The sequence below is a fragment of the Gallaecimonas kandeliae genome (assembly GCF_030450055.1).
Classification (GTDB): domain Bacteria; phylum Pseudomonadota; class Gammaproteobacteria; order Enterobacterales; family Gallaecimonadaceae; genus Gallaecimonas; species Gallaecimonas kandeliae.
Genome location: NZ_CP118480.1, coordinates 2,419,166 through 2,437,403 on the forward strand (window position 1 = coordinate 2,419,166; position 18,238 = coordinate 2,437,403).

Annotated in this window: 21 protein-coding genes; 11 read left to right on the forward strand and 10 right to left on the reverse strand. The window is 64.8% G+C overall.

Annotated features, from left to right (window positions below):
- Positions 1 to 17: 17 nt before the first annotated feature.
- Genes minC through minE form a run of 3 tightly spaced genes read left to right on the forward strand, consistent with a single transcriptional unit; the run spans position 18 to position 1,772 of the window.
- Entirely contained in the window at positions 18 to 686 is a 669-nt protein-coding gene (gene minC / locus PVT67_RS12030; RefSeq protein ID WP_301493857.1) for a septum site-determining protein MinC, read from the forward strand.
- 18 nt (positions 687 to 704) lie between these two features.
- The gene (minD, locus tag PVT67_RS12035) at positions 705 to 1,514 is read left to right on the forward strand and encodes a septum site-determining protein MinD (RefSeq protein ID WP_301493858.1); all 810 of its coding nucleotides are present in this window, start codon (positions 705 to 707) and stop codon (positions 1,512 to 1,514) included.
- Between the two features lie 3 nt (positions 1,515 to 1,517).
- Complete coding sequence (gene minE, locus PVT67_RS12040; protein WP_301493859.1) at positions 1,518 to 1,772, forward strand: cell division topological specificity factor MinE; 255 nt, start codon at positions 1,518 to 1,520, stop codon at positions 1,770 to 1,772.
- Positions 1,773 to 1,991: 219 nt separating this feature from the next.
- On the opposite strand, the gene rnd is transcribed toward minE, so the two are convergent.
- From rnd to PVT67_RS12090, 10 genes are all read right to left on the reverse strand, one after another.
- A complete protein-coding gene (gene rnd / locus PVT67_RS12045; protein ID WP_301493860.1) occupies positions 1,992 to 3,083 on the reverse strand; it encodes a ribonuclease D in 1,092 nt (363 codons plus the stop codon).
- 50 nt (positions 3,084 to 3,133) lie between these two features.
- Positions 3,134 to 4,816, reverse strand: coding sequence for a long-chain-fatty-acid--CoA ligase FadD (gene fadD / locus PVT67_RS12050; RefSeq protein ID WP_301493861.1), 1,683 nt, complete (start codon positions 4,814 to 4,816; stop codon positions 3,134 to 3,136).
- A 153-nt stretch (positions 4,817 to 4,969) separates the two neighbouring features.
- Positions 4,970 to 5,800: an alpha/beta fold hydrolase gene (locus PVT67_RS12055; RefSeq protein WP_301493862.1), complete on the reverse strand. Its 831-nt coding sequence runs from the start codon at positions 5,798 to 5,800 to the stop codon at positions 4,970 to 4,972.
- Positions 5,800 to 6,624, reverse strand: coding sequence for a class I SAM-dependent methyltransferase (locus tag PVT67_RS12060; RefSeq protein WP_301493863.1), 825 nt, complete (start codon positions 6,622 to 6,624; stop codon positions 5,800 to 5,802). Before PVT67_RS12060 ends, PVT67_RS12055 begins: the two co-directional genes overlap by 1 nt.
- Positions 6,621 to 7,241, reverse strand: a complete 621-nt coding sequence (locus PVT67_RS12065; RefSeq protein ID WP_301493864.1) for a Slp family lipoprotein — start codon at positions 7,239 to 7,241, stop codon at positions 6,621 to 6,623. The genes PVT67_RS12060 and PVT67_RS12065 overlap by 4 nt, the downstream gene beginning before the upstream one ends.
- Before the next feature lie 2 nt (positions 7,242 to 7,243).
- Positions 7,244 to 7,858 (reverse strand): M50 family metallopeptidase, encoded by a 615-nt coding sequence (locus PVT67_RS12070; RefSeq protein WP_301493865.1) that lies wholly within the window; start codon positions 7,856 to 7,858, stop codon positions 7,244 to 7,246.
- Positions 7,855 to 8,121 carry a hypothetical protein gene (locus tag PVT67_RS12075; protein WP_301493866.1) on the reverse strand — a complete coding sequence of 89 codons (267 nt, stop codon included), beginning with the start codon at positions 8,119 to 8,121 and terminating at the stop codon, positions 7,855 to 7,857. The genes PVT67_RS12070 and PVT67_RS12075 overlap by 4 nt, the downstream gene beginning before the upstream one ends.
- A 3-nt stretch (positions 8,122 to 8,124) precedes the next feature.
- Positions 8,125 to 8,799 (reverse strand): tRNA (adenosine(37)-N6)-threonylcarbamoyltransferase complex dimerization subunit type 1 TsaB, encoded by a 675-nt coding sequence (gene tsaB, locus PVT67_RS12080; RefSeq protein WP_301493867.1) that lies wholly within the window; start codon positions 8,797 to 8,799, stop codon positions 8,125 to 8,127.
- Positions 8,796 to 10,697 carry a DNA repair helicase YoaA gene (locus PVT67_RS12085; RefSeq protein WP_301493868.1) on the reverse strand — a complete coding sequence of 634 codons (1,902 nt, stop codon included), beginning with the start codon at positions 10,695 to 10,697 and terminating at the stop codon, positions 8,796 to 8,798. The genes tsaB and PVT67_RS12085 overlap by 4 nt, the downstream gene beginning before the upstream one ends.
- Positions 10,698 to 10,746: 49 nt before the next feature.
- Entirely contained in the window at positions 10,747 to 11,031 is a 285-nt protein-coding gene (locus PVT67_RS12090; protein WP_301493869.1) for a hypothetical protein, read from the reverse strand.
- A gap of 296 nt (positions 11,032 to 11,327) precedes the next feature.
- Here PVT67_RS12090 and hisG point away from each other — a divergent pair, with 296 nt between their 5' ends.
- From hisG to hisIE, 8 genes are read left to right on the forward strand one after another with little or no spacing between them, the layout of a single operon-like run.
- Entirely contained in the window at positions 11,328 to 12,227 is a 900-nt protein-coding gene (gene hisG, locus PVT67_RS12095) for an ATP phosphoribosyltransferase (protein ID WP_301493870.1), read from the forward strand.
- A gap of 3 nt (positions 12,228 to 12,230) precedes the next feature.
- A complete protein-coding gene (gene hisD, locus PVT67_RS12100; RefSeq protein ID WP_301493871.1) occupies positions 12,231 to 13,493 on the forward strand; it encodes a histidinol dehydrogenase in 1,263 nt (420 codons plus the stop codon).
- Positions 13,490 to 14,479 (forward strand): histidinol-phosphate transaminase, encoded by a 990-nt coding sequence (hisC, locus tag PVT67_RS12105; protein WP_301493872.1) that lies wholly within the window; start codon positions 13,490 to 13,492, stop codon positions 14,477 to 14,479. The genes hisD and hisC overlap by 4 nt, the downstream gene beginning before the upstream one ends.
- Entirely contained in the window at positions 14,472 to 15,536 is a 1,065-nt protein-coding gene (gene hisB, locus PVT67_RS12110) for a bifunctional histidinol-phosphatase/imidazoleglycerol-phosphate dehydratase HisB (protein WP_301493873.1), read from the forward strand. Before hisC ends, hisB begins: the two co-directional genes overlap by 8 nt.
- On the forward strand, positions 15,533 to 16,120 hold the full coding sequence (gene hisH, locus PVT67_RS12115; protein ID WP_301493874.1) for an imidazole glycerol phosphate synthase subunit HisH: 588 nt from the start codon (positions 15,533 to 15,535) through the stop codon (positions 16,118 to 16,120). The genes hisB and hisH overlap by 4 nt, the downstream gene beginning before the upstream one ends.
- The gene (locus PVT67_RS12120) at positions 16,114 to 16,848 is read left to right on the forward strand and encodes a 1-(5-phosphoribosyl)-5-[(5-phosphoribosylamino)methylideneamino]imidazole-4-carboxamide isomerase (protein ID WP_301493875.1); all 735 of its coding nucleotides are present in this window, start codon (positions 16,114 to 16,116) and stop codon (positions 16,846 to 16,848) included. Before hisH ends, PVT67_RS12120 begins: the two co-directional genes overlap by 7 nt.
- A complete protein-coding gene (gene hisF, locus PVT67_RS12125) occupies positions 16,830 to 17,600 on the forward strand; it encodes an imidazole glycerol phosphate synthase subunit HisF (protein WP_301493876.1) in 771 nt (256 codons plus the stop codon). The genes PVT67_RS12120 and hisF overlap by 19 nt, the downstream gene beginning before the upstream one ends.
- Entirely contained in the window at positions 17,597 to 18,214 is a 618-nt protein-coding gene (hisIE, locus tag PVT67_RS12130; protein ID WP_336407847.1) for a bifunctional phosphoribosyl-AMP cyclohydrolase/phosphoribosyl-ATP diphosphatase HisIE, read from the forward strand. Before hisF ends, hisIE begins: the two co-directional genes overlap by 4 nt.
- Positions 18,215 to 18,238 lie beyond the last annotated feature (24 nt).

Here is an 18,238-nt window from a genome sequence, read left to right on the forward strand (position 1 = left end):
GCGAGCCCGGACGCTTCATGTCATTGCTGTTCAAAGGCACCGCTTTTACCCTGTCGGTACTGGCCTTGACCGACGCCGATCTGCCTACCTTTAGCGAAAAACTGGCTGCCAAGGTGCAGCAGGCCCCCGGTTTCTTCCAGGGCGCCCCCCTGGTGGTGGATCTGGCCCAATTGGCCGAGACGCCGGATCTGAGCGCCCTGCGCCAAGCCATCCTCGACCAGGGCATGGTGCCTGTGGGGCTGGTGAACTGCCCCGACGCCCTCAAGGGCCAGGCCCGTGAAGCCGGTTGGGCGCTGATGCAGCCCGGCCGCGCCCAGGCCAGGGAAGCCAAGGCCGAAGCAGACGAGCCCAAGGTACGCCCTGCCGCCCAGCTTTACCAAGGCCAGGTGCGTTCCGGCCAGCAGCTGTATGCCAAGGACAGGGATCTCATCATACTGGGCTCGGTCGGGGCCGGTGCCGAGGTCATCGCCGACGGTTGCATCCACATCTACGGCAACCTGCGCGGCAGGGCCATCGCCGGCGCCGCCGGCGACACCCAGGCCCGCATCTTCTGCCGCAAGCTGGAGGCGGAGCTGGTGTCCATCGCCGGCACCTATTGGTTGAGTGACGATCTGCAAGGTGGCCAGTGGCAGCAGCCGACGCAGTTCTGGTTACAAGAAGAACAACTGGCCCTGGGGCCGATTTAAGGAATCGAAGAGGAAACTATGGCGCGCATTATAGTGGTGACATCCGGCAAGGGAGGGGTGGGCAAGACCACTTCCAGCGCCGCTATCGGGACAGGCCTGGCACTGGCCGGCAAGAAGACGGTGATCGTCGACTTCGACGTGGGCCTTCGCAACCTCGACCTCATCATGGGCTGCGAGCGTCGGGTGGTCTACGACTTCGTCAACGTCATCAACGGTGAAGCCAACCTCAACCAGGCCCTGATCAAGGACAAGCGGGTGGACAAGCTGTTCATCCTGCCCGCCTCCCAGACCCGCGACAAGGACTCCCTGACCAAGGAAGGGGTAGAAAAGGTCCTGAACGACCTGGCCAAGGATTTCGACTACATCCTCTGCGACTCCCCCGCCGGCATCGAAACCGGTGCCCTGATGGCTCTCTACTTCGCCGACGAAGCCGTGGTCACCACCAACCCCGAGGTCTCCTCGGTGCGTGACTCCGACCGCATCCTCGGCATCCTCGCCTCCAAGTCCCGCCGCGCCGAGCAGGGCCAGGAGCCCATCAAGGAGCACCTGCTGCTGACCCGTTACAACCCTTCCCGGGTCAACAACGGCGACATGCTGAGCGTCGAGGACGTGCAGGAGATCCTGGCCATTCCCCTGCTGGGGGTCATTCCCGAGTCTCAGGCGGTGCTGCGCGCCTCCAACGCCGGCGAACCGGTGAGCCTGGACAGGGAAAGCGATGCCGGCCAGGCCTATCTGGACACGGTAGCCAGGCTGCTCGGCGAAGAACGCCCCATGCGTTTTGTCACCGAGGAGAAGAAGGGCCTGCTGAAACGGATCTTCGGAGGTTAAGGCATGTCTTTCCTGGATTATTTCCGCGACAGCAAGAAAAAGTCCGCCAGCCTCGCCAAGGAGCGGCTGCAGATCATCGTCGCCCATGAGCGCAACCGCCGCTCAGGCCCCGATTACCTGCCGGACCTCGAAAGGGACATCCTCGAGGTCATCAAGAAGTACGTGCAGATAAGCCCAGAGCAGATCTCGGTGGCCCTGGAACACAGGGGCGACGAGCTATCTGTACTGGAGCTCAACATCACGTTGCCGGAAAGGTAGTGAGAAAAGGGGCCGCAAGGCCCCTTTTTTATGCCTCAAGCAGCTAAAGCGGCATCCCGATGGTCATCAAGCAGGCAGCGCTGAGCAGCGTCAAATGCCCAGGGACATAGGCAAGGCACTGTCGGTGCTGGCGCTCAACATCAGGTTGCCGAAAGGGTAATAACAAGAAGGGGCCAGAGGGCCCCTTTTTCATGCGCTGGCGCAATGCCAATCCGCCTGTTACAGCTCGCCAACCAGTTCGGCGCGCCAGCCGGACATCAGCACCGGCAGCCCCGCCTCGGCCCGCTCGGCCTCACTCAGGCGGTAATGGTAGCTGTACCAGTCGTTGATCAGCTTCTTGGAGCCGATAAAGGCCTCAGGCAGACCAGAGGCCTCGGCAGCCTTGGCCACCTTGTCCTTGGCAGCGGCGAACCGGCTCTTGTAATCAGGCAGGTCGATAAGCCGCACTACGGGCTCCGGCCACTGCGACTCTGGGCAGGCGAGCCCCGCTTCCACCAGCTTGGGCAGCAACTGGCCGTGGTGGCGCCATTCCTGGGGCGCGACCAGGGCCTTTATCTCGCTGGCCCGCTCAGGCAGGTTCTTGGCGATGGCCCAGAGGTTTTCCTCCCGTACCACGAAGTTCAGTGCCAGATCCCGGCGCCTGGCCTCTTTGAGCCGCCAGGCCGCCAATTCGCGCAGCACGGCCAGGGAGCGGGGTTTGAGCATCCAGGCGTTCTTGATGTCCAGGTAGGCCTTGTCCAGGGGCGTCAGCTGGGCCCGCTGGGCCACCTGGCGCTCGCACTCCTCGGTCAGCCAGTCACGGCGGCCAAGGCGCTGGAGCTCGGCCTCCAAACGCTGGTGAAGCTCCGGCAGGTAGAGCACGTCGTTGACGCAGTACTGGCACTGGGCCGCCGTCAGGGGGCGCTGCAGCCAGTCGGTGCGGGACTGGCCCTTGTCCAGGGTCACGCCGAACTCCTTTTCCACCAGGGCGGCATAGCCCAGGGACATGCCCATGTTGCAAAGGGCGGCGGCGACCTGGGTGTCGAAGAGCGGCAGCAAGGGCTTGGGCAGCACGTCCAGATCTTCACCGCAGGCGTGCAGCACCTTGGTCTGGTGGCCGGTCAGGCGATGCCAAAGGGGGGAGAGATCCTCGACGGCCAGGGGGTCGACGAGGAAGATGCCCTTGCCCGTGGTCAGCTGCACCAGGGCCAGCTGCGGGTAGAAGGTGCGGGTGCGGATGAATTCGGTGTCGAGGCAAAGGGGCGCCTGGCTGTCCAGGGCGTCCAGGCACAGGGCCAGGCCCTCCTGGGTGGTGATCATCTCAAATTGCAACGGCTGCTCCTTAAGCAAGACGCCGGCTTGTGCCGGCGTCTTTTTCATTATCAACTGGCCTTCTTGGCCATCTCGTCCCGCAGGGCCCTGCGCAATATCTTGCCGACGTTGCTCTTGGGCAGCTCGTCCCTGAATTCCACCTGCTTGGGGATCTTGTAACCGGTCAGGTGCTTGCGGCAGTGCTGGATCAGCTCCTCGGCGGTGAGGCTGCTGTCTTTGCTGACCACGAAGATCTTCACCACCTCGCCGGAATGCTCGTCCGGCACCCCTACGGCGGCCACTTCCACCACCTTGGGATGCATGGCCACCACTTCTTCGATCTCGTTGGGGAAGACGTTGAAGCCGGACACCAGGATCATGTCCTTCTTGCGGTCGACGATACGGAAGAAGCCCTTGTCGTCCATGGTAGCAATATCGCCGGTGGCGAACCAGCCGTCCTTGAGGCTGTCGGCCGTGGCCTCCGGCCTGTTCCAGTAGCCGGCCATCACCTGCGGGCCCTTGACCCACATCTCGCCGGCCTGCCCCTGTTCGGTCACGTCCTCGCCGGTTTCGGTATCCACCAGGCGGATGTCGGTGCTGGGAGCCGGCAGGCCTATGGTGCCGTTGAAGCCGGTGGTGGTGTAAGGGCTGACGGTCACCAGAGGCGCACACTCGGTCAGGCCGTAGCCTTCCAGCATGGCGTGGCCGGTGGCCTTCTGCCAACGTTCCGCCACAGGGCGCTGTACCGCCATGCCACCGCCCAGGGCCAGCTTGAGGTCGGTGAAGTCCAGCTTGGCGAAATCGTCGTTGTTGAGCAGGGCATTGAAGAGGGTGTTCACGGCCGTAATGGCGGTGAAGGGGTACTTGGCCAGCTCCTTGACGAAGCCGGGGATGTCCCTGGGGTTGGTGATCAGCAGGTTCTGGCCGCCGTACTTCATGAACAGCAGGCAGTTCGCGGTCAGGGCGAAGATGTGATAGAGCGGCAAAGCCGTGACGATCATCTCAGCCCCCGGGTTGAGCATGGGGCCTATGATGGCCGTGGCCTGCTCCAGGTTGGCCACCATGTTGCGGTGGGTCAGCATGGCGCCCTTGGATACGCCAGTAGTGCCGCCTGTGTATTGCAGGAAGGCGAGATCCTCGCCTTTGACCTCTGGCCTGTCGTAGGCCAGGTGCGCGCCATGGGCCAAGGCCTTGCGGAAGCTGATGGCATCCGGCAGCTGGTAGTGCGGCACCATCTTCTTGATGTATTTCACCACCAGGTTGACGATGGTGCCCTTGGGGCGGCCCAGCATGTCACCCAGCTTGGTGAGGATCACGTGCTTGACCGGGGTCTTGGCCACCACCTTTTGCAGGGTGCTGGCGAAGTTGGAGACGATGACGATGGCCTCGGCGCCGGCGTCGGTGAGCTGGTGCTCCAGCTCACGGGGGGTATAGAGGGGGTTGACGTTGACCACCACCATGCCGGCGCGCAGCACGCCGAAAAGGGCCACGGGGTATTGCAACAGGTTCGGCATCATCAGCGCTACCCTGGTCCCCTTGGCCAATTTCAGATCCTTTTGCAGGTAGGCGGCAAAGTCGCGGCTTAGCTTGTCCAGCTCCCGGTACTTGATGCCCTTGCCCATGTTGATGAAGGCGGTGTGATCGCCATACTTCTGGCAGGCATCTTCCAAGACATTGAGCAAAGAGGGGTAGTGGTCAGGATCGATAGTGGCGGGCACGTCTTCCGGATAGCTGTTCAGCCAGATTTTTTCCACGCAAAGTCTCCTTCCGGTTGCCATCCCGGTATTATCGCTTTTGTTTTTATCGGGTTTGGCCTGGGCGCCAGGCCAACTGAGTTTTTACTCGAATTCCCGGATCTTCCCACAGAGGCCGCCTCTATCTCAAGATGCGCCGCTGAAATTGACCGTTCACGTCAACGTTAACATCTCTTCAACCAGTCTGACCAGATCCGCCGGCGCCTCCAGCTGCAGGTGATGACCACCGTCGAGCCACACCGGCTCCCTCAGCCCAAGCAGCGCCAGTTCCCTGTCCAGGCGCCCCGGATCACCGCTGTAAAGGCCGGTGCGGCCGAGGTAGGCCCTGACCGGGCAACACAGGCCCGCCAGCAGGGACTCCACCTGTTCGGCGGTCAGGCGAATGGGCGAGGTGGTACGCAGCTTGGGATCGGTGCGCCAGTGGAAACCATCCTCCTTTTCGATGCTGGCCCTCAGCACCAACGGCAAGGCTTGTTCAGGGCTGAAGTCCCCTGCCTCGCTGCGGGCCTGGGCCATGGCCTCGATACTGGGGTAGACCCTACTGGGCCGGCCCGTTTGCTTGAGGCGGGAGAGGATGGCGGCCTTCAGGGTCTGGGCCGCTTTGTGGGGGGCATCAGACAAGGGCAGCAGGCCGTCGATGAGCTGCAGGCTTTTTACCTTTTCGGGAAAAAGGCCGGCAAAGCTGGTGGCCAGCATGGCGCCCATGGAGTGGCCAAGGAGATGCACCTGCCCCCCCAGCTGCTCCACCACCTGGTAAATCTCGTAGAGGTAATCGACGAAGTAATAGGCTCCCTGGCGGTGGTCAGAATGGCCATGGCCGGGCAGGTCCAGGGCGATGAGCCGGCCCCGGCGCCAAAATGGCGCCAGGGGAGCGAAACTGGCGGCGTTGTCCATCCAGCCATGCAGGGCCAACACCGGTTCGCCCTCACCACAGGCCAGCGCCGCCAGGCTCATGCCCGGCAGCGCAAAACGCAGCGCTTCCATCAGGGTTTGACGAACTTGAGGGTCATGCGGTCGCTCTCCCCTATGGCCAGGTACTTGGCCTTGTCCTGATCACCCATGGCCAGGGTCGGCGGCAGGGTCCAGACCCCTCTGGGGTGGTCCTTGTCGTCCTTGGGGTTGGCGTTCACTTCGCTCTTGGCATCCAGTTTGAAACCCACCTGCTTGGCCAGATCGATGACGAAGTCTTCACCCATGTAGCCGGACTCGGCCATGGCCTCTTCGGTAATGCCGGCCTTGCCCCTGTGCTCCACCACACCGAAGACGCCGCCGGGTTTGAGGGCCGCATAGGCCGCCTCGAAGACACCCTTGAGCTGGCCGGCCTTGTGCCAGTTGTGCAGGTTGCGGAAGGTCAGCACGGCGTCGACCGAGCCGGGCGGCGCCAGCTGCATCTGCTCGGGCGGTGCCAAGACAGCCAGGCTGACGTTGCCCCACTTGCCCTTGTTGCTCTCCAGCAGGGCCTCATAGCCCTTGCCGGCCTTGGCGTAATACTTCTGGGTGGGCGTCGGCTCGGCCCCCAGCTGGGTATTGAAGTTGGCGGCGATGAAATGGCCCTGATCCTTGAGGTAAGGCGCCAGGATGGCGCTGTACCAGCCCTGGGGACCCGGCCAGAGCTCCACCACCGTCATGCCCGGTTTGATGCCGAAGAACTGCAATGTTTCCAGGGGATGGCGGTACTGGTCGCGGGTCTTCTGGGCGGCCGGCCTGTCCGGGTTGTCCACCGCCTGTTGCAGGGTCATGGTGCTGGCACCGGCGGTAAAACTCAGGGCCATAGCGGCCCCGAGCAACATCATCAGTGGTTTTTTCATTGTTGCTTCCTTGTCGGTTGGTCCTGCTTGGGATTGGGATAGTCAGGCTTCGGCACCTTGGGCCCAGTGGTGTGGACGCGGCGCGGGAAGTAACGGGGGGGGCCGTAGAAGAAGGGATCGCCCCAGTAACCGTAGCCGTAGGGGGCGCCCCAGTAAGGCCACCAGGGGTCGTAGTAGACGTCTGTCTCCTGCTGCGGGGCCCAGAGCTTGAAGTTGGACACCGCCAACACAGGGTAGCTGTACTCGTAGTCCCCTACCTTGCCCTTCTCGCTGGGCATCACCTTGCCCACCAACGCGATGCGGTAGCCCTGGGGAATGGAAACAGGGTCGACGAAGCCCTGCAGGTAGGCGTAGAAGCGGCCCGGGCTGGGGTTGTCCAGGCTCGGCTTGCCGCTGCTGCCAAGGGCCGTATACATCACTTCGACACGGGTCTTGTCCTTAAGGTTGGTCACCCCCGTCACCAGGCCGCCCCAGCGGGCCGTCTTGCCCAGCTCCTGTCCTTGGCGGGCCAGGTTATAGGCGGCCAGGTTGGTGCCCTCCGGCACCATGAGTTCATCCGGCATGCTGGCACAGCCAGTGACCAGCACCACCAGCATCAAACTGAGTTTTCGCCACATGGTTAACCTCCTTTTCGTACTAACCACAGCATTGTAGATAGACCGATGAAAACCCAAAAAATCACAAAGATAGTGGCAGGGATCCCCGTCAAATCATAGAGGATGGCACCATCGCCGCCGGTCGTTAAGAAGAGGTTCAGGGGCGACAGCAGGGCGTTGACCAGGAGGGTGGCCGCCAGCAGGGCCCAGAGCCATTGGCCTCTGGGCCCCAGCCGGCCAAGGCCCCAGAGCCCCAGCATCAGCAGCGCCAGCAACAAGGCGGTGAGGCCATCCCTGACCCAGAGCAGGGTCACAGTCAGCACCAGAGCGATAAGGCCGGGCCAGAGCCGGCGCAGATTGGCCGGCTTCTGGACCCCCTGCCAAAGGAGGAAACCGGCCAGGGTGGCGGCCGGATAGCCGGACAGGGCGATGAGCACGGGCCAGCCGCCACCGCTCAGGCAATGGCCTGAACCGTCGGGGGCCAGGGTCAGGGCTTGGACATGACCACCGGTGGCCAAGGTCGCCAAGGCGTGGCCCAGTTCATGGAAGAAAGCGCTGAACCAGAGGAAGGGACGGTCGAGATAGGGGATGAATTGCAGCAGGGCCGCGGCCATCAGGGCCAGCAGCAGGCGGATCACACGTAGAGATCCACGCCCAGCAGTTCCGAAGCCTGGGCCTTGCGCTGCTGCCGGTCCAGGGCCTGGTATTGGCTGATGGCCCTTTGGTTGCGGCCGGAGGGGGCGTCGTACTGGACCTGGTAGTCCTCGGCCGCCGCGACACCCTTGACGCTGTAGCGGACCAACTCGGTGCTCGGCTGCGACGCCTCGGCGCTGGCAGCCGGCAGCACCGCCTGAGGCGGTTGCTGTTCACTGGGTTGATAGGGCGTCGACTGAATACGCATGGGTTATTCCCGGCCGGGGAGCTTCTTCCAGGTCACTTTATCACGAAGATAGACGGGCTCAACATGGAGCGCGTCCGTATAGCTTCCCTCAGTATAGGCCCGGGCCGCCAACGGCAGCATGAAGCGGGCGTCCGGCAGCGTTACCTTGCCCATCTGAAGTGCCAGGCGATGGGCCAGCTCGGGGTAGGCCTCGAAGCCGGTCCCTACCGCCAGGCCTGGCCAGGGGCTGGTCACCGCCTCGGGGGGCAGCACGGCTTCTTCACCCACCAGCTGCATCAGGCCGCCGGCTTCCTCGAAGGCCCCGACATAGACTTCACCCATGCGGGCGTCGATGGCCGCCAGGACCCGCTTGGCCCCTTCCTGGGTCAGGGCCTGCTGGGCCATGGCCGCCAGGTTGGACACGCCGACGAGGGGCTTGTCGGCCGAAAAGGCCAGCCCCTGGGCTATGCCGATACCGATACGCACCCCGGTGAAGCTGCCGGGGCCACGGCCGAACACCAGGGCGTCTACAGCCTTGAGGGTCAGGCCGGCTTCTGCCAGCAGGCTGTCCACCATGGGCAAAATCTTCTGGGTGTGCTGTTGGGGGCAGATCTCAAAACGCCCCAGCACCTCGCCGCCCACCGCCAAGGCGGCGCTGCAGGCTTCGGTAGCCGTATCCAGGGCAAGCAATACGGTCATTTTTTCTCCGAGAAAAAGGCCAGGGCCTGGTCAAGATCGCGGGTGCGCCTGAAAGGCGGCAGGCTCTTGACGAAGGTCTGGCCGTAGGGCCTGTTCACCAGGCGGTTGTCACAAATCACCAGCACCCCGCGGTCGCTGCCATCGCGGATCAGGCGCCCTGCCCCCTGCTTGAGGGCGATCACCGCCTGGGGCAGTTGCAGGGTGGCGAAGGGGTCTTCCCCCTTGAGGCGGCAGTCCTCGCTGCGAGCCTGCAGCAAGGGGTCGTCCGGGTGGCCGAAGGGCAATTTGTCGATGATAACACAGGACAGGGCTTCGCCCCGCACGTCCACCCCTTCCCAGAAGCTGCCGGTGCCCAGCAGCACACCGTTGCCGGCCTCGACGAACTGTTCCAGCAGGGCCCGCTTGGGAGCCGTGCCTTGCACGAAGAGCGGGAAGTCCAGCTTGTCTTCCAGCCAGCGGGCGGCCTGGCCCAGCATGCGGTGGGAGGTAAAGAGCACGAAGGTGCGGCCGCCTGCGGCCCGGATCAGCGGCAGCAATGGCGCCAGCAGCTGTTCTGCCGAGCGCTGCATGTTGGGCTCTGGCAACTGGCGCGGCACCACCCAGAGTCCCTGGTGGGGATAGTCGAAGGGGCTGTCGAGGATCAGGGTTCGGGCCGGCTTGAGCCCCAGCAGACTGCTGAAATGGCCAAAACCCTCGTCCACCGCCAGGGTGGCGGAGGTAAATACCCAGGCCGCCGCATGATCGGCCACCAGGGCCGCAAACTTGTCGGCCACCGACAAGGGCGTCAGGTTCAGCGACAGGTGGCGACGGGTGGTCTCGAACCAGTAGCTGAAACCCAGTTTGCCCGTGTCCAGTACCCTGGCCAGGCGGCCCTTGATGGTCGCCAACCGCTCGTAGAGGTTGTCGGCGCTCTCGGAGCGGCCCAGGTTGGCCTTGAGCACCTCCACCACGAAATCGAGATCCTGGTTGAGCTTGGCCAGGGCCGGCGCCAGGCCTCTTTCAATCTGGCGCAGGTTGCCCTTCTGGGGCTCGTCGGGCAGGCCGAGGCGCATGTCCATGCTGGTGGTGGCCAGGCGTTCGCCGGCCAGGGCCAGCTGGCGCTGATCTTTGAGTTCGGTGCGCACGCAGACTTCGAGATCCTTGCACAGATCCTGGATCTGCCGTGTGGACACCGATTCGCCGAAATACTGGCAGGCGATGTCCGGCAACTGGTGGGCTTCGTCGAAGATCACCGCATCGGCCTTGGGAATAAGCTCGCCGAAACCGGTGTCGCGGATGGCCATGTCGGCGAAGAAGAGGTGGTGATTGATCACCACCAGGTCGGCGTCCATGGCCTTCTTGCGGGCCTTGACCAGGTGGCAGTCCTCGAAATGGGGACATTCCCGGCCCAGGCAGTTCTCCGCCGTGGAGGTGACATGGGGGAAGATGCCGGCATCTTCCGGCAGCGGCAGCTCGGCAATGTCGCCGCTCTCGGTGCGAGGCGCCCAGCGGGCCACCTGGCTGAATTCGGAGAGCAGCACGGGGTCCAGCAGGTTGGTGTCGGCTTCTCGGGCCTTGAGGCGGGCCAGGCAGAGGTAGTTGGACCTGCCCTTCAAGAGCGCGAGCGCCGGCGCCTGGCCAAGGGCGTCACGGACCCGCGGCAAGTCTTTGAGGAACAGCTGCTCCTGCAGCGCCTTGGTGCCGGTGGAGATCACCACCTTCTTGCCGGCCAGCAGGGCCGGCACCAGATAGGCGAAGGTCTTGCCGGTGCCGGTGCCCGCCTCCACCACTACGGTTTCCTGCTTGTCGACGGCCTCTTCCACCAGGCGGGCCATCTCCAATTGGGGGGCGCGGGGCCTAAAGCCGTCTATGGCTTTGGCCAGGGGGCCGTCTAGGGCAAAGGCGTCGTCGAGGGTCATAGAAGGGCATGGGCTGCGGTCTGAAGGGCGAGCTTAGCACGGCCCGCCTTCAGGCAAAAAGGTCCACATCCGGGGCGCTGTTGTCCTCTTCTTCCCTGTCCAGGCCGCGCCTGTCGTAATAGTGCAAGGCCTTGCCGCGGCGCTTTTTCTTGCGCCTGTCTGGCACCTCCTGGCGTTTCTGCCGGCGCTCCTCTGTCTCGGCCACCGTATCGGGGTGGGCCTCCAGCCGCGTCGTGGGCTGGGTCTTCTGCACTTCCTGTACCTTGCGCTCCGGCTGCGTGGGCTCCGGGTTGGGCTTGGGCAGAAAGGGCAAAAAGGGATCAAGATTGATCATGCCTTTCACCTCTGCTCATTTATCGACCAAAATTTCATGAGCTTTAGGACTTGTCAACAGATGAAGACGTCGGTTATGGTGAATGCAGCTCCATATGAGATGAATTTTTACCCATGAACACTGTCCTCCTGAACATCGCGCTGCACCATCATCATCACGCCACCGAGTAGCCTTCAGGAGGATATTCGTCTGGAAGGCTATGGTCCTTCCGGCGGATGTCAAAACGGTCAGGCCGTTTCCAGACAAAAAACCCCGGCAGGACAAGCCGGGGTTTTTTCGTTAACGGGACCAGGAAAATGACCGACACCAACCGCTTACGCATCGCCATACAGAAATCCGGCCGCCTCAGCCGGGACAGTGAAAAACTGCTGACCCAGCTCGGCATCCGCTTCGTGCTGCGGGACAACCGCCTCATCGCCCACGCCGAGAACCTGCCCATCGACATACTGCGGGTGCGGGACGACGACATCCCGGCCCTGGTGATGGACGGCATCATCGACTTGGGGATAGTCGGCCAGAACGTGCTGGAAGAGTGCGAGCTGGAACGCCAGGCCGACGCCCTGCCCGCCGGTTACCGCGAGTTGCAGGCCCTTGGCTTCGGCAAATGCCGGCTGTCACTGGCGGTGCCGGAGGACGAAAGCTTCGAGAGCGCCCGCCAGCTCGACGGCAAGGTCATCGCCACCTCCTACCCGCGCCTGCTGGGCCGCTACCTCGCCGGGGTCGGCGCCGGCTTCAAGAACTGCCAGCTGAACGGCTCTGTGGAAGTGGCGCCTCGGGCGGGCCTTGCCGACGCCATCTGCGACCTGGTGTCCACCGGCGCCACCCTGGAGGCCAACGGCCTCAAGGAAGTGGAGGTGATCTACCGCTCCCAGGCCACCCTCATCGCCCGGGACGGCACCTTCGACAGCCGCAAGCAAAAGCTTATCGACACCCTGATGACCCGCCTCAAGGGGGTGCTCAGCGCCCGCGAGAGCAAGTACATCATGCTGCACGCCCCCAAGAACAAGCTCGAAGAGATAGTCCGGCTGCTGCCCGGCGCCGAGAACCCCACCCTGCTGCCGCTGGCCGGCCAGGAAGGCAAGGTGGCCCTGCATGCCGTGGCCAGCGAAACCTTGTTCTGGGAAACCATGGAAGCCCTCAAGGCCCTGGGCGCCTCCAGCATACTGGTGCTGCCCATCGAGAAGATGCTGGAGTAAGCCATGCTCAAAATCATCGATTGGGCACAGCAGTCGCCCGCCGAGCAGCAAGCCCTGCTGACCCGCCCGGCCCAGCAACAGAACGAGGCGGTGCGCCAGACCGTCAGCGCCATAGTGACAGCGGTGCAGAGCCAAGGCGATGCGGCCCTTGAGCGCTATGCCCGGGAACTGGACAACTACGCCGGCCCCCGCTGGGTGGCCACCAAGGACGCCCTGACCCGCATAGCCCCCGGGCTGAAGGCGGCCCTGGAACAGGCGGCGGCCAACATCCGCCGCTTCCACGAGGCCCAGCGGCCCCAGGCCGTCAGCGTCGAGACCCAGCCTGGGGTGCGCTGCGAGCAGCGCTGGCAGCCCCTCGAACGCATCGGCATCTATGTGCCGGGCGGCTCGACCCCCCTGCCCTCCTCCGTGCTGATGCAGGCCGTACCGGCCCGCCTGGCCGGGGTCGAGGAGATCGTCCTCGCCACCCCAGGCCCGGTACCGGACGTTATCCTCGCCGCCGCCGAACTGGCCGGCATCACCCAGGTGCTGGCATTAGGCGGGGCCCAGGCCATCGCCGCCATGGCCTATGGCGAGCGGCCCGTGGTGAAGATCTTCGGCCCCGGCAACGCCTATGTCACAGAGGCCAAGCGGCAGGTGGCACTGGACGGCATCGCCATCGACATGCCGGCCGGCCCCTCGGAGGTGATGGTGCTGGCCGACGCCACGGCCAATCCCCGTTTCGTGGCCGCCGACCTGCTAAGCCAGGCAGAACACGGCCCCGACTCCCAGGTGCTGCTGGTGACCACCAGCCTTGAGCTGGCCCAGGCCGTCAACCAGGCCTTGGCTGATCTCGGCGCCCAGCTCAGCCGCCAGGCCGTCACGATGCAGGCCCTCGGCAACAGCCGCACCCTGGTGGCGGCCAGCGAGGCCGAGCTGGTGGCCATCGCCAACAGCTACGCCCCCGAGCACCTGATCTTGCAACTCAAGGACGGCGAGCGGCTGCTGGGCCGGCTCCGCAATGCCGGCTCCATCTTCGTCGGTCCCTACAGCCCCGAGTCCGCCGGCGACTACGCCTCGGGCACCAACCATGTGTTGCCCACCTACGGCCTGGCCCGCAGCTACTCCAGCCTGGGGCTGCTGGACTTCATGCGCCGCTTCACGGTGCAGACCCTTTCCCGCCAGGGCCTCGAAGCCCTGGCCCCGACCCTTATCGCCCTGGCCGACGCCGAGGGCCTGGACGCCCACAGACTGGCGGTGACAGTACGCCTGGAGGAGACGGCATGAACATCTTTGACTTGGCCCGCCCCAATATCCGCGAGCTGGTGCCTTACCAGTCGGCCCGGCGCATCGGCGGCGAAGCGGCCGTCTTCGTCAACGCCAACGAGGCCGGCGGCGCAGTCTTGGCCGGTTTCGAGGGCGCCATCAACCGCTACCCCGGCGCCCAGCCCCTGGAGCTGGTCCAGGACTACGCCGCCTATATCGGCGTCAAACCCGGCCAGCTGCTGGCCACCCGCGGCGCCGACGAGGGCATAGAGGTGCTGATCCGCGCCTTCTGCGAGCCGGAGCTGGACAGCATCCTCATCCAGCCCCCCACCTACGGCATGTACGCCATCAGCGGCGAGACCTGCGGCGTCCAGGTCAAGACCACCGTCTCCTTGCAGGAAGCGGATCTGAGCGATGCCAAGCTGGTGTTCGTCTGCCGCCCCAACAACCCCACGGGGGAGATGATGGACGCCCAGCAACTGAAGGAGCTGCTGATCCGCGCCAATGGCCGGGCCTTGGTGGTGGTGGACGAAGCCTACATCGAGTTTTCCGAGGCCGACTCAGTGGTGAGCTGGATTGAAGATTTCCCCAACCTGGTGGTGCTGCGCACCTTCTCCAAGGCCTTCGGCATGGCCGGGCTGCGCCTGGGCATGGTGGTGGCGAACGAAGACTGCATCAGCCTGCTGGCCAAGGTGCTGGCCCCCTACCCCATAGCGACGCCGGTTTCCGCCATCGCCCGCCAGGCTTTGACCAATGAAGGCCTGGCCGCCATGCGCGCCCGGGTGCGGGAGGTGAACGCCCTGCGCGGCGCCCTGGCCGGCCAGCTGGAGGACAAGGGCTACAAGGTGCTGCCCTCCAGCGCCAACTTCCTCTTGGCCGAAGGAGGCGAACTTTTCGACAAGCTGCTGGCCGGCGGCGTGCTGGCCCGCAAGCTCGGCAACCAGACCCGCATCTCCATCGGCTCCAGCGACGAGATGGCCAAGGTCCAGGAGGCGCTCAATGGCTAAGCCCATCCTCTTTATCGACCGCGACGGCACTTTGATCACCGAACCGGACGACTTCCAGATAGACAGCTTCGAGAAGCTCCGCCTCGAACCCGGTGTCATACCGGCGCTGCTCAAGCTCCAGGCCGCCGGTTTCGAGCTGGTGATGGTCTCCAACCAGGATGGCCTGGGCACAGATAGCTACCCCCAGGACACCTTCGACGGGCCCCACCGGCTGCTGATGCAGATCCTGGAAAGCCAGGGGGTGCACTTTTCCGATGTGCTGATCTGCCCCCACTTCGATGCCGACAACTGCAGCTGCCGAAAACCCAAGCTGGGCCTGGTGCGGGACTACCTGACGGCAGGTCGCGTCGACTTCACCCGCTCCGCCGTTATCGGTGACCGGGCAACGGATGTGGCCCTGGCCGAGGCCATGGGGGTCAAGGCCTTCCGCTATGACCCAGAGCGCCTGCCTTGGGCCCAGATAGCCCGCGAACTCACCGAACAGCCCCGCCAGGCCAGGGTCAAGCGGGTGACCCGCGAGACGGCCATAGAGGTGTTTGTCGACCTGGACGGCGGCCCCAAGGCCCAGATACAAACCGGCCTCGGCTTCTTCGACCACATGCTCGAGCAGATAGCGGTGCATGGCGGCTTCACCCTGACCCTGGGCTGCGAGGGGGACCTGCACATCGACGATCACCACAGCGTCGAAGACTGCGCCCTGGCCCTGGGTGAGGCCCTGAAGAAGGCCTTGGGCGACAAGAAAGGCATAGGCCGCTACGGCTTCGTGCTGCCCATGGACGAATGCCGGGCCGAGGCTCTGCTGGATCTGTCCGGCCGCCCCTACTGCAAGGTGGAGGCGGACTTTTCCCGCGATCAAGTAGGAGGGCTCGCCACCGAGATGGTGCCGCACTTCTTCCGGAGCCTTTCTGACGCCGCCGGCATCACGGTGCAGCTCAGCGTCTCGGCCGGCAACGCCCACCACCAGGTGGAGGGCCTCTTCAAGGCCTTCGCCCGGGCATTGCGCCAGGCCATCAGCAAGACCGGCAATGCGCTGCCGAGCTCCAAGGGGGCCCTGTGATCGTCATCCTCGATACCGGCTGCGCCAACCTGCGCTCCCTCTACAACGCCGTCAAGCGCCTCGGCAAGGAGCCCCTGGTGACCAAGGACTTGGCCAGTATCAAGCAGGCCCGCCGGGTCTTCCTGCCCGGGGTGGGCACGGCCGGGGCCGCCATGGGCGCCATAGAGGCGCGGGACTTGGCCGGCACCCTCAAGGGCCTGACCCAGCCGGTGATGGGCATTTGCCTTGGCATGCAGCTGCTCACCGACTACAGCGAAGAGTCACAAGTGCCCTGCCTGGGCCTGATCCAGGCCAGGGTGCGGGAGCTTCAGGCGCCGCGGCTACCGCACATGGGCTGGAACCAGCTCACCGACATCAAACCCAGCCCGCTCTTTGCGGGCCTCAATGAGGACGACTGGTTCTACTTCGTGCACAGCTTCATGGCGCCCGTCGGCCCCTACACCCTGGCCCAGAGCCGGCACGGCGAGGCCTTTTCCGCCGTCATCCAAGAGCGCAACTTCATCGGCGCCCAGTTCCACCCGGAGCGCTCGGGCAAGAGCGGCGCCCTGCTGCTCAAGAACTTCCTGGAGAAAGACCCATGTTGATCCCGGCCCTCGATATCCTGGACGGCCAGGTCGTCAGGCTCTTCAAAGGCGACTACGGCCAGGTGACCCGCTACGGGGACGACCCTGGGGCCCGCTTCGCCGCCTACGCCCAGGCCGGCGCCCGTTACCTGCATCTGGTGGACCTGTCCGGTGCCCGCAACGCCGCCGAGCGCCAATGGGCGGCCCTTCGCGAGGTGATAGGCCAGTCGCCGCTGCCGCTGCAGGTCGGTGGCGGCGTGCGCTGCTTCGAAGACGTGCAGCAACTGCTGGCCCTGGGGGCCGAGCGGGTGGTGGTAGGCAGCCTCGCCATCAAACACCCCGCCCTGGTGGCCGGCTGGCTGGACGCCCTGGGCCCCGAAAAGCTGGTACTGGCCCTGGACGTGCGCTTTGACGGCCATGACTGGTACCCCGCCAGCCACGGCTGGCAGGAAAAAGCCGAGCAGAACCTGGACAGCCTGCTGGCCTATTTCATGGACGCCGGTGCCCGCCATTTCCTCATCACCGACATTGACCGCGACGGTACCCTGGGCGGCGCCAACGCCGAGCTCTACGCCAACCTCACCCGGCGCTATCCCGGCATGGCACTGCAAGCCTCGGGCGGCGTAGCCAGCCTGGCGGAACTGCCGGCCCTCAAGGCCGCCGGCGTTAAAGGCGTCATCCTCGGCAAGAGCCTGCTGGACGGCAAATTCACCCTGGAGGAGGCCCTCTCATGCTGGCAAAACGCATAATCCCCTGCCTGGACGTCAAGGACGGCCAGGTGGTCAAAGGGGTGCAGTTTCGCAACCACGAAGTGGTGGGCGACATAGTGGAGCTGGCCAGGCGCTACAGCGAGACCGGCGCCGACGAACTGGTGTTCTACGACATCACCGCCAGCTCTGACGCCCGGGTCGTGGACAAGTCCTGGGTGGCGGCCGTGGCCGAGGTGCTGGACATCCCCTTCTGCGTGGCCGGCGGTATCCGCTCTGTCGAGGACGCCCGCACCTTGCTGGCCTATGGCGCCGACAAGATCTCCGTTAACAGCCCGGCCCTGGAGAATCCGGACTTCATCAACGCCCTGAGCGCGGAATTCGGCCGCCAGTGCGTGGTGGTGGGCATCGACTCCTATGTCACGGACCAGGGCGAGTTGCAGGTCTGGCAATACACGGGTCGGGAAGAGCAGGCCCGCAGCTCGGGCCGCCAGACTCTGGACTGGGTGCGGGAAGTGGAGCGCCGCGGCGCCGGCGAGATAGTGCTCAACATGATGAACCAGGACGGCATGCGCCAGGGCTATGATTTAAAACAACTGGCGGCGGTGCGCGGCGCGACCCGGCTGCCCCTCATCGCCTCGGGCGGTGCCGGCGAGATGCGCCACTTCCTCGAGGCCTTCGAGGCGGGGGCCGACGGCGCCCTGGCGGCCTCTGTGTTCCACAAGGGCATCATCGCCATACCAGAGCTCAAGGCCTGGCTCATCCAACAAGGCCAGGAGGTAAGGCCATGCTGATCACCAAAGACAACCTGCAGGAGCTGGATTTCGCCAAGTGTGGCGGCATGCTGCCGGCCATGGTCCAGGACGCCGCCACCGGCCAGCTGCGGATGCAGGGCTTCATGAACAGCGAGGCCCTGGAGCAAACCCTGGAAACGGGCAAAGTGACCTTCTTCAGCCGCCGCAAAGGCCGGCTCTGGATCAAGGGGGAAAGCTCCGGGCATTTCCTCAATGTGCTGTCCGTCCACGGCGACTGCGACAAGGACAGCCTGCTGATCCTGGCCGAGCCCGTAGGCCCCACCTGCCACCTGGGCACCGACAGCTGCTTCGGCGACGCCAAGCCCCAGCTTGCCTTCCTGGGCAAGCTCGAGGCCATCCAGGGCGAGCGGCTGGCCGAGCCGGTGGAGGCGTCCTACACGGCGCGTCTGGCCGCCCGCGGCATCACCAAGGTGGCCCAGAAGGTGGGGGAAGAAGGGGTGGAGGTGGCCCTGGCGGCCGTGGCAGAGGGCGACGAGGCGCTGCTGAACGAGAGCGCCGATCTGCTCTACCACCTGCTGCTGGCCCTGCGCCTGCGAGGCCTCGCCCTCAAGGACGTGGTGCAGGTGCTGGAAAACCGGCACCTGGAGCATTGAGCAACAAAAAGCCCCGCAACAGCG

Excerpts from the sequence above, each read along its gene's own strand:
- minC (WP_301493857.1), top strand. The coding sequence starts at position 18 with ATGTCATTGCTGTTCAAAGGCACCGCTTTTACCCTGTCGGTACTGGCC.
- minD (WP_301493858.1), top strand. The coding sequence starts at position 705 with ATGGCGCGCATTATAGTGGTGACATCCGGCAAGGGAGGGGTGGGCAAG.
- minE (WP_301493859.1), top strand. The coding sequence starts at position 1,518 with ATGTCTTTCCTGGATTATTTCCGCGACAGCAAGAAAAAGTCCGCCAGC.
- PVT67_RS12055 (WP_301493862.1), bottom strand. The coding sequence starts at position 5,800 with ATGGAAGCGCTGCGTTTTGCGCTGCCGGGCATGAGCCTGGCGGCGCTG.
- PVT67_RS12060 (WP_301493863.1), bottom strand. The coding sequence starts at position 6,624 with ATGAAAAAACCACTGATGATGTTGCTCGGGGCCGCTATGGCCCTGAGT.
- PVT67_RS12065 (WP_301493864.1), bottom strand. The coding sequence starts at position 7,241 with ATGTGGCGAAAACTCAGTTTGATGCTGGTGGTGCTGGTCACTGGCTGT.
- PVT67_RS12075 (WP_301493866.1), bottom strand. The coding sequence starts at position 8,121 with ATGCGTATTCAGTCGACGCCCTATCAACCCAGTGAACAGCAACCGCCT.
- tsaB (WP_301493867.1), bottom strand. The coding sequence starts at position 8,799 with ATGACCGTATTGCTTGCCCTGGATACGGCTACCGAAGCCTGCAGCGCC.
- PVT67_RS12085 (WP_301493868.1), bottom strand. The coding sequence starts at position 10,697 with ATGACCCTCGACGACGCCTTTGCCCTAGACGGCCCCCTGGCCAAAGCC.
- PVT67_RS12090 (WP_301493869.1), bottom strand. The coding sequence starts at position 11,031 with ATGATCAATCTTGATCCCTTTTTGCCCTTTCTGCCCAAGCCCAACCCG.
- hisG (WP_301493870.1), top strand. The coding sequence starts at position 11,328 with ATGACCGACACCAACCGCTTACGCATCGCCATACAGAAATCCGGCCGC.
- hisD (WP_301493871.1), top strand. The coding sequence starts at position 12,231 with ATGCTCAAAATCATCGATTGGGCACAGCAGTCGCCCGCCGAGCAGCAA.
- hisC (WP_301493872.1), top strand. The coding sequence starts at position 13,490 with ATGAACATCTTTGACTTGGCCCGCCCCAATATCCGCGAGCTGGTGCCT.
- hisB (WP_301493873.1), top strand. The coding sequence starts at position 14,472 with ATGGCTAAGCCCATCCTCTTTATCGACCGCGACGGCACTTTGATCACC.
- PVT67_RS12120 (WP_301493875.1), top strand. The coding sequence starts at position 16,114 with ATGTTGATCCCGGCCCTCGATATCCTGGACGGCCAGGTCGTCAGGCTC.
- hisF (WP_301493876.1), top strand. The coding sequence starts at position 16,830 with ATGCTGGCAAAACGCATAATCCCCTGCCTGGACGTCAAGGACGGCCAG.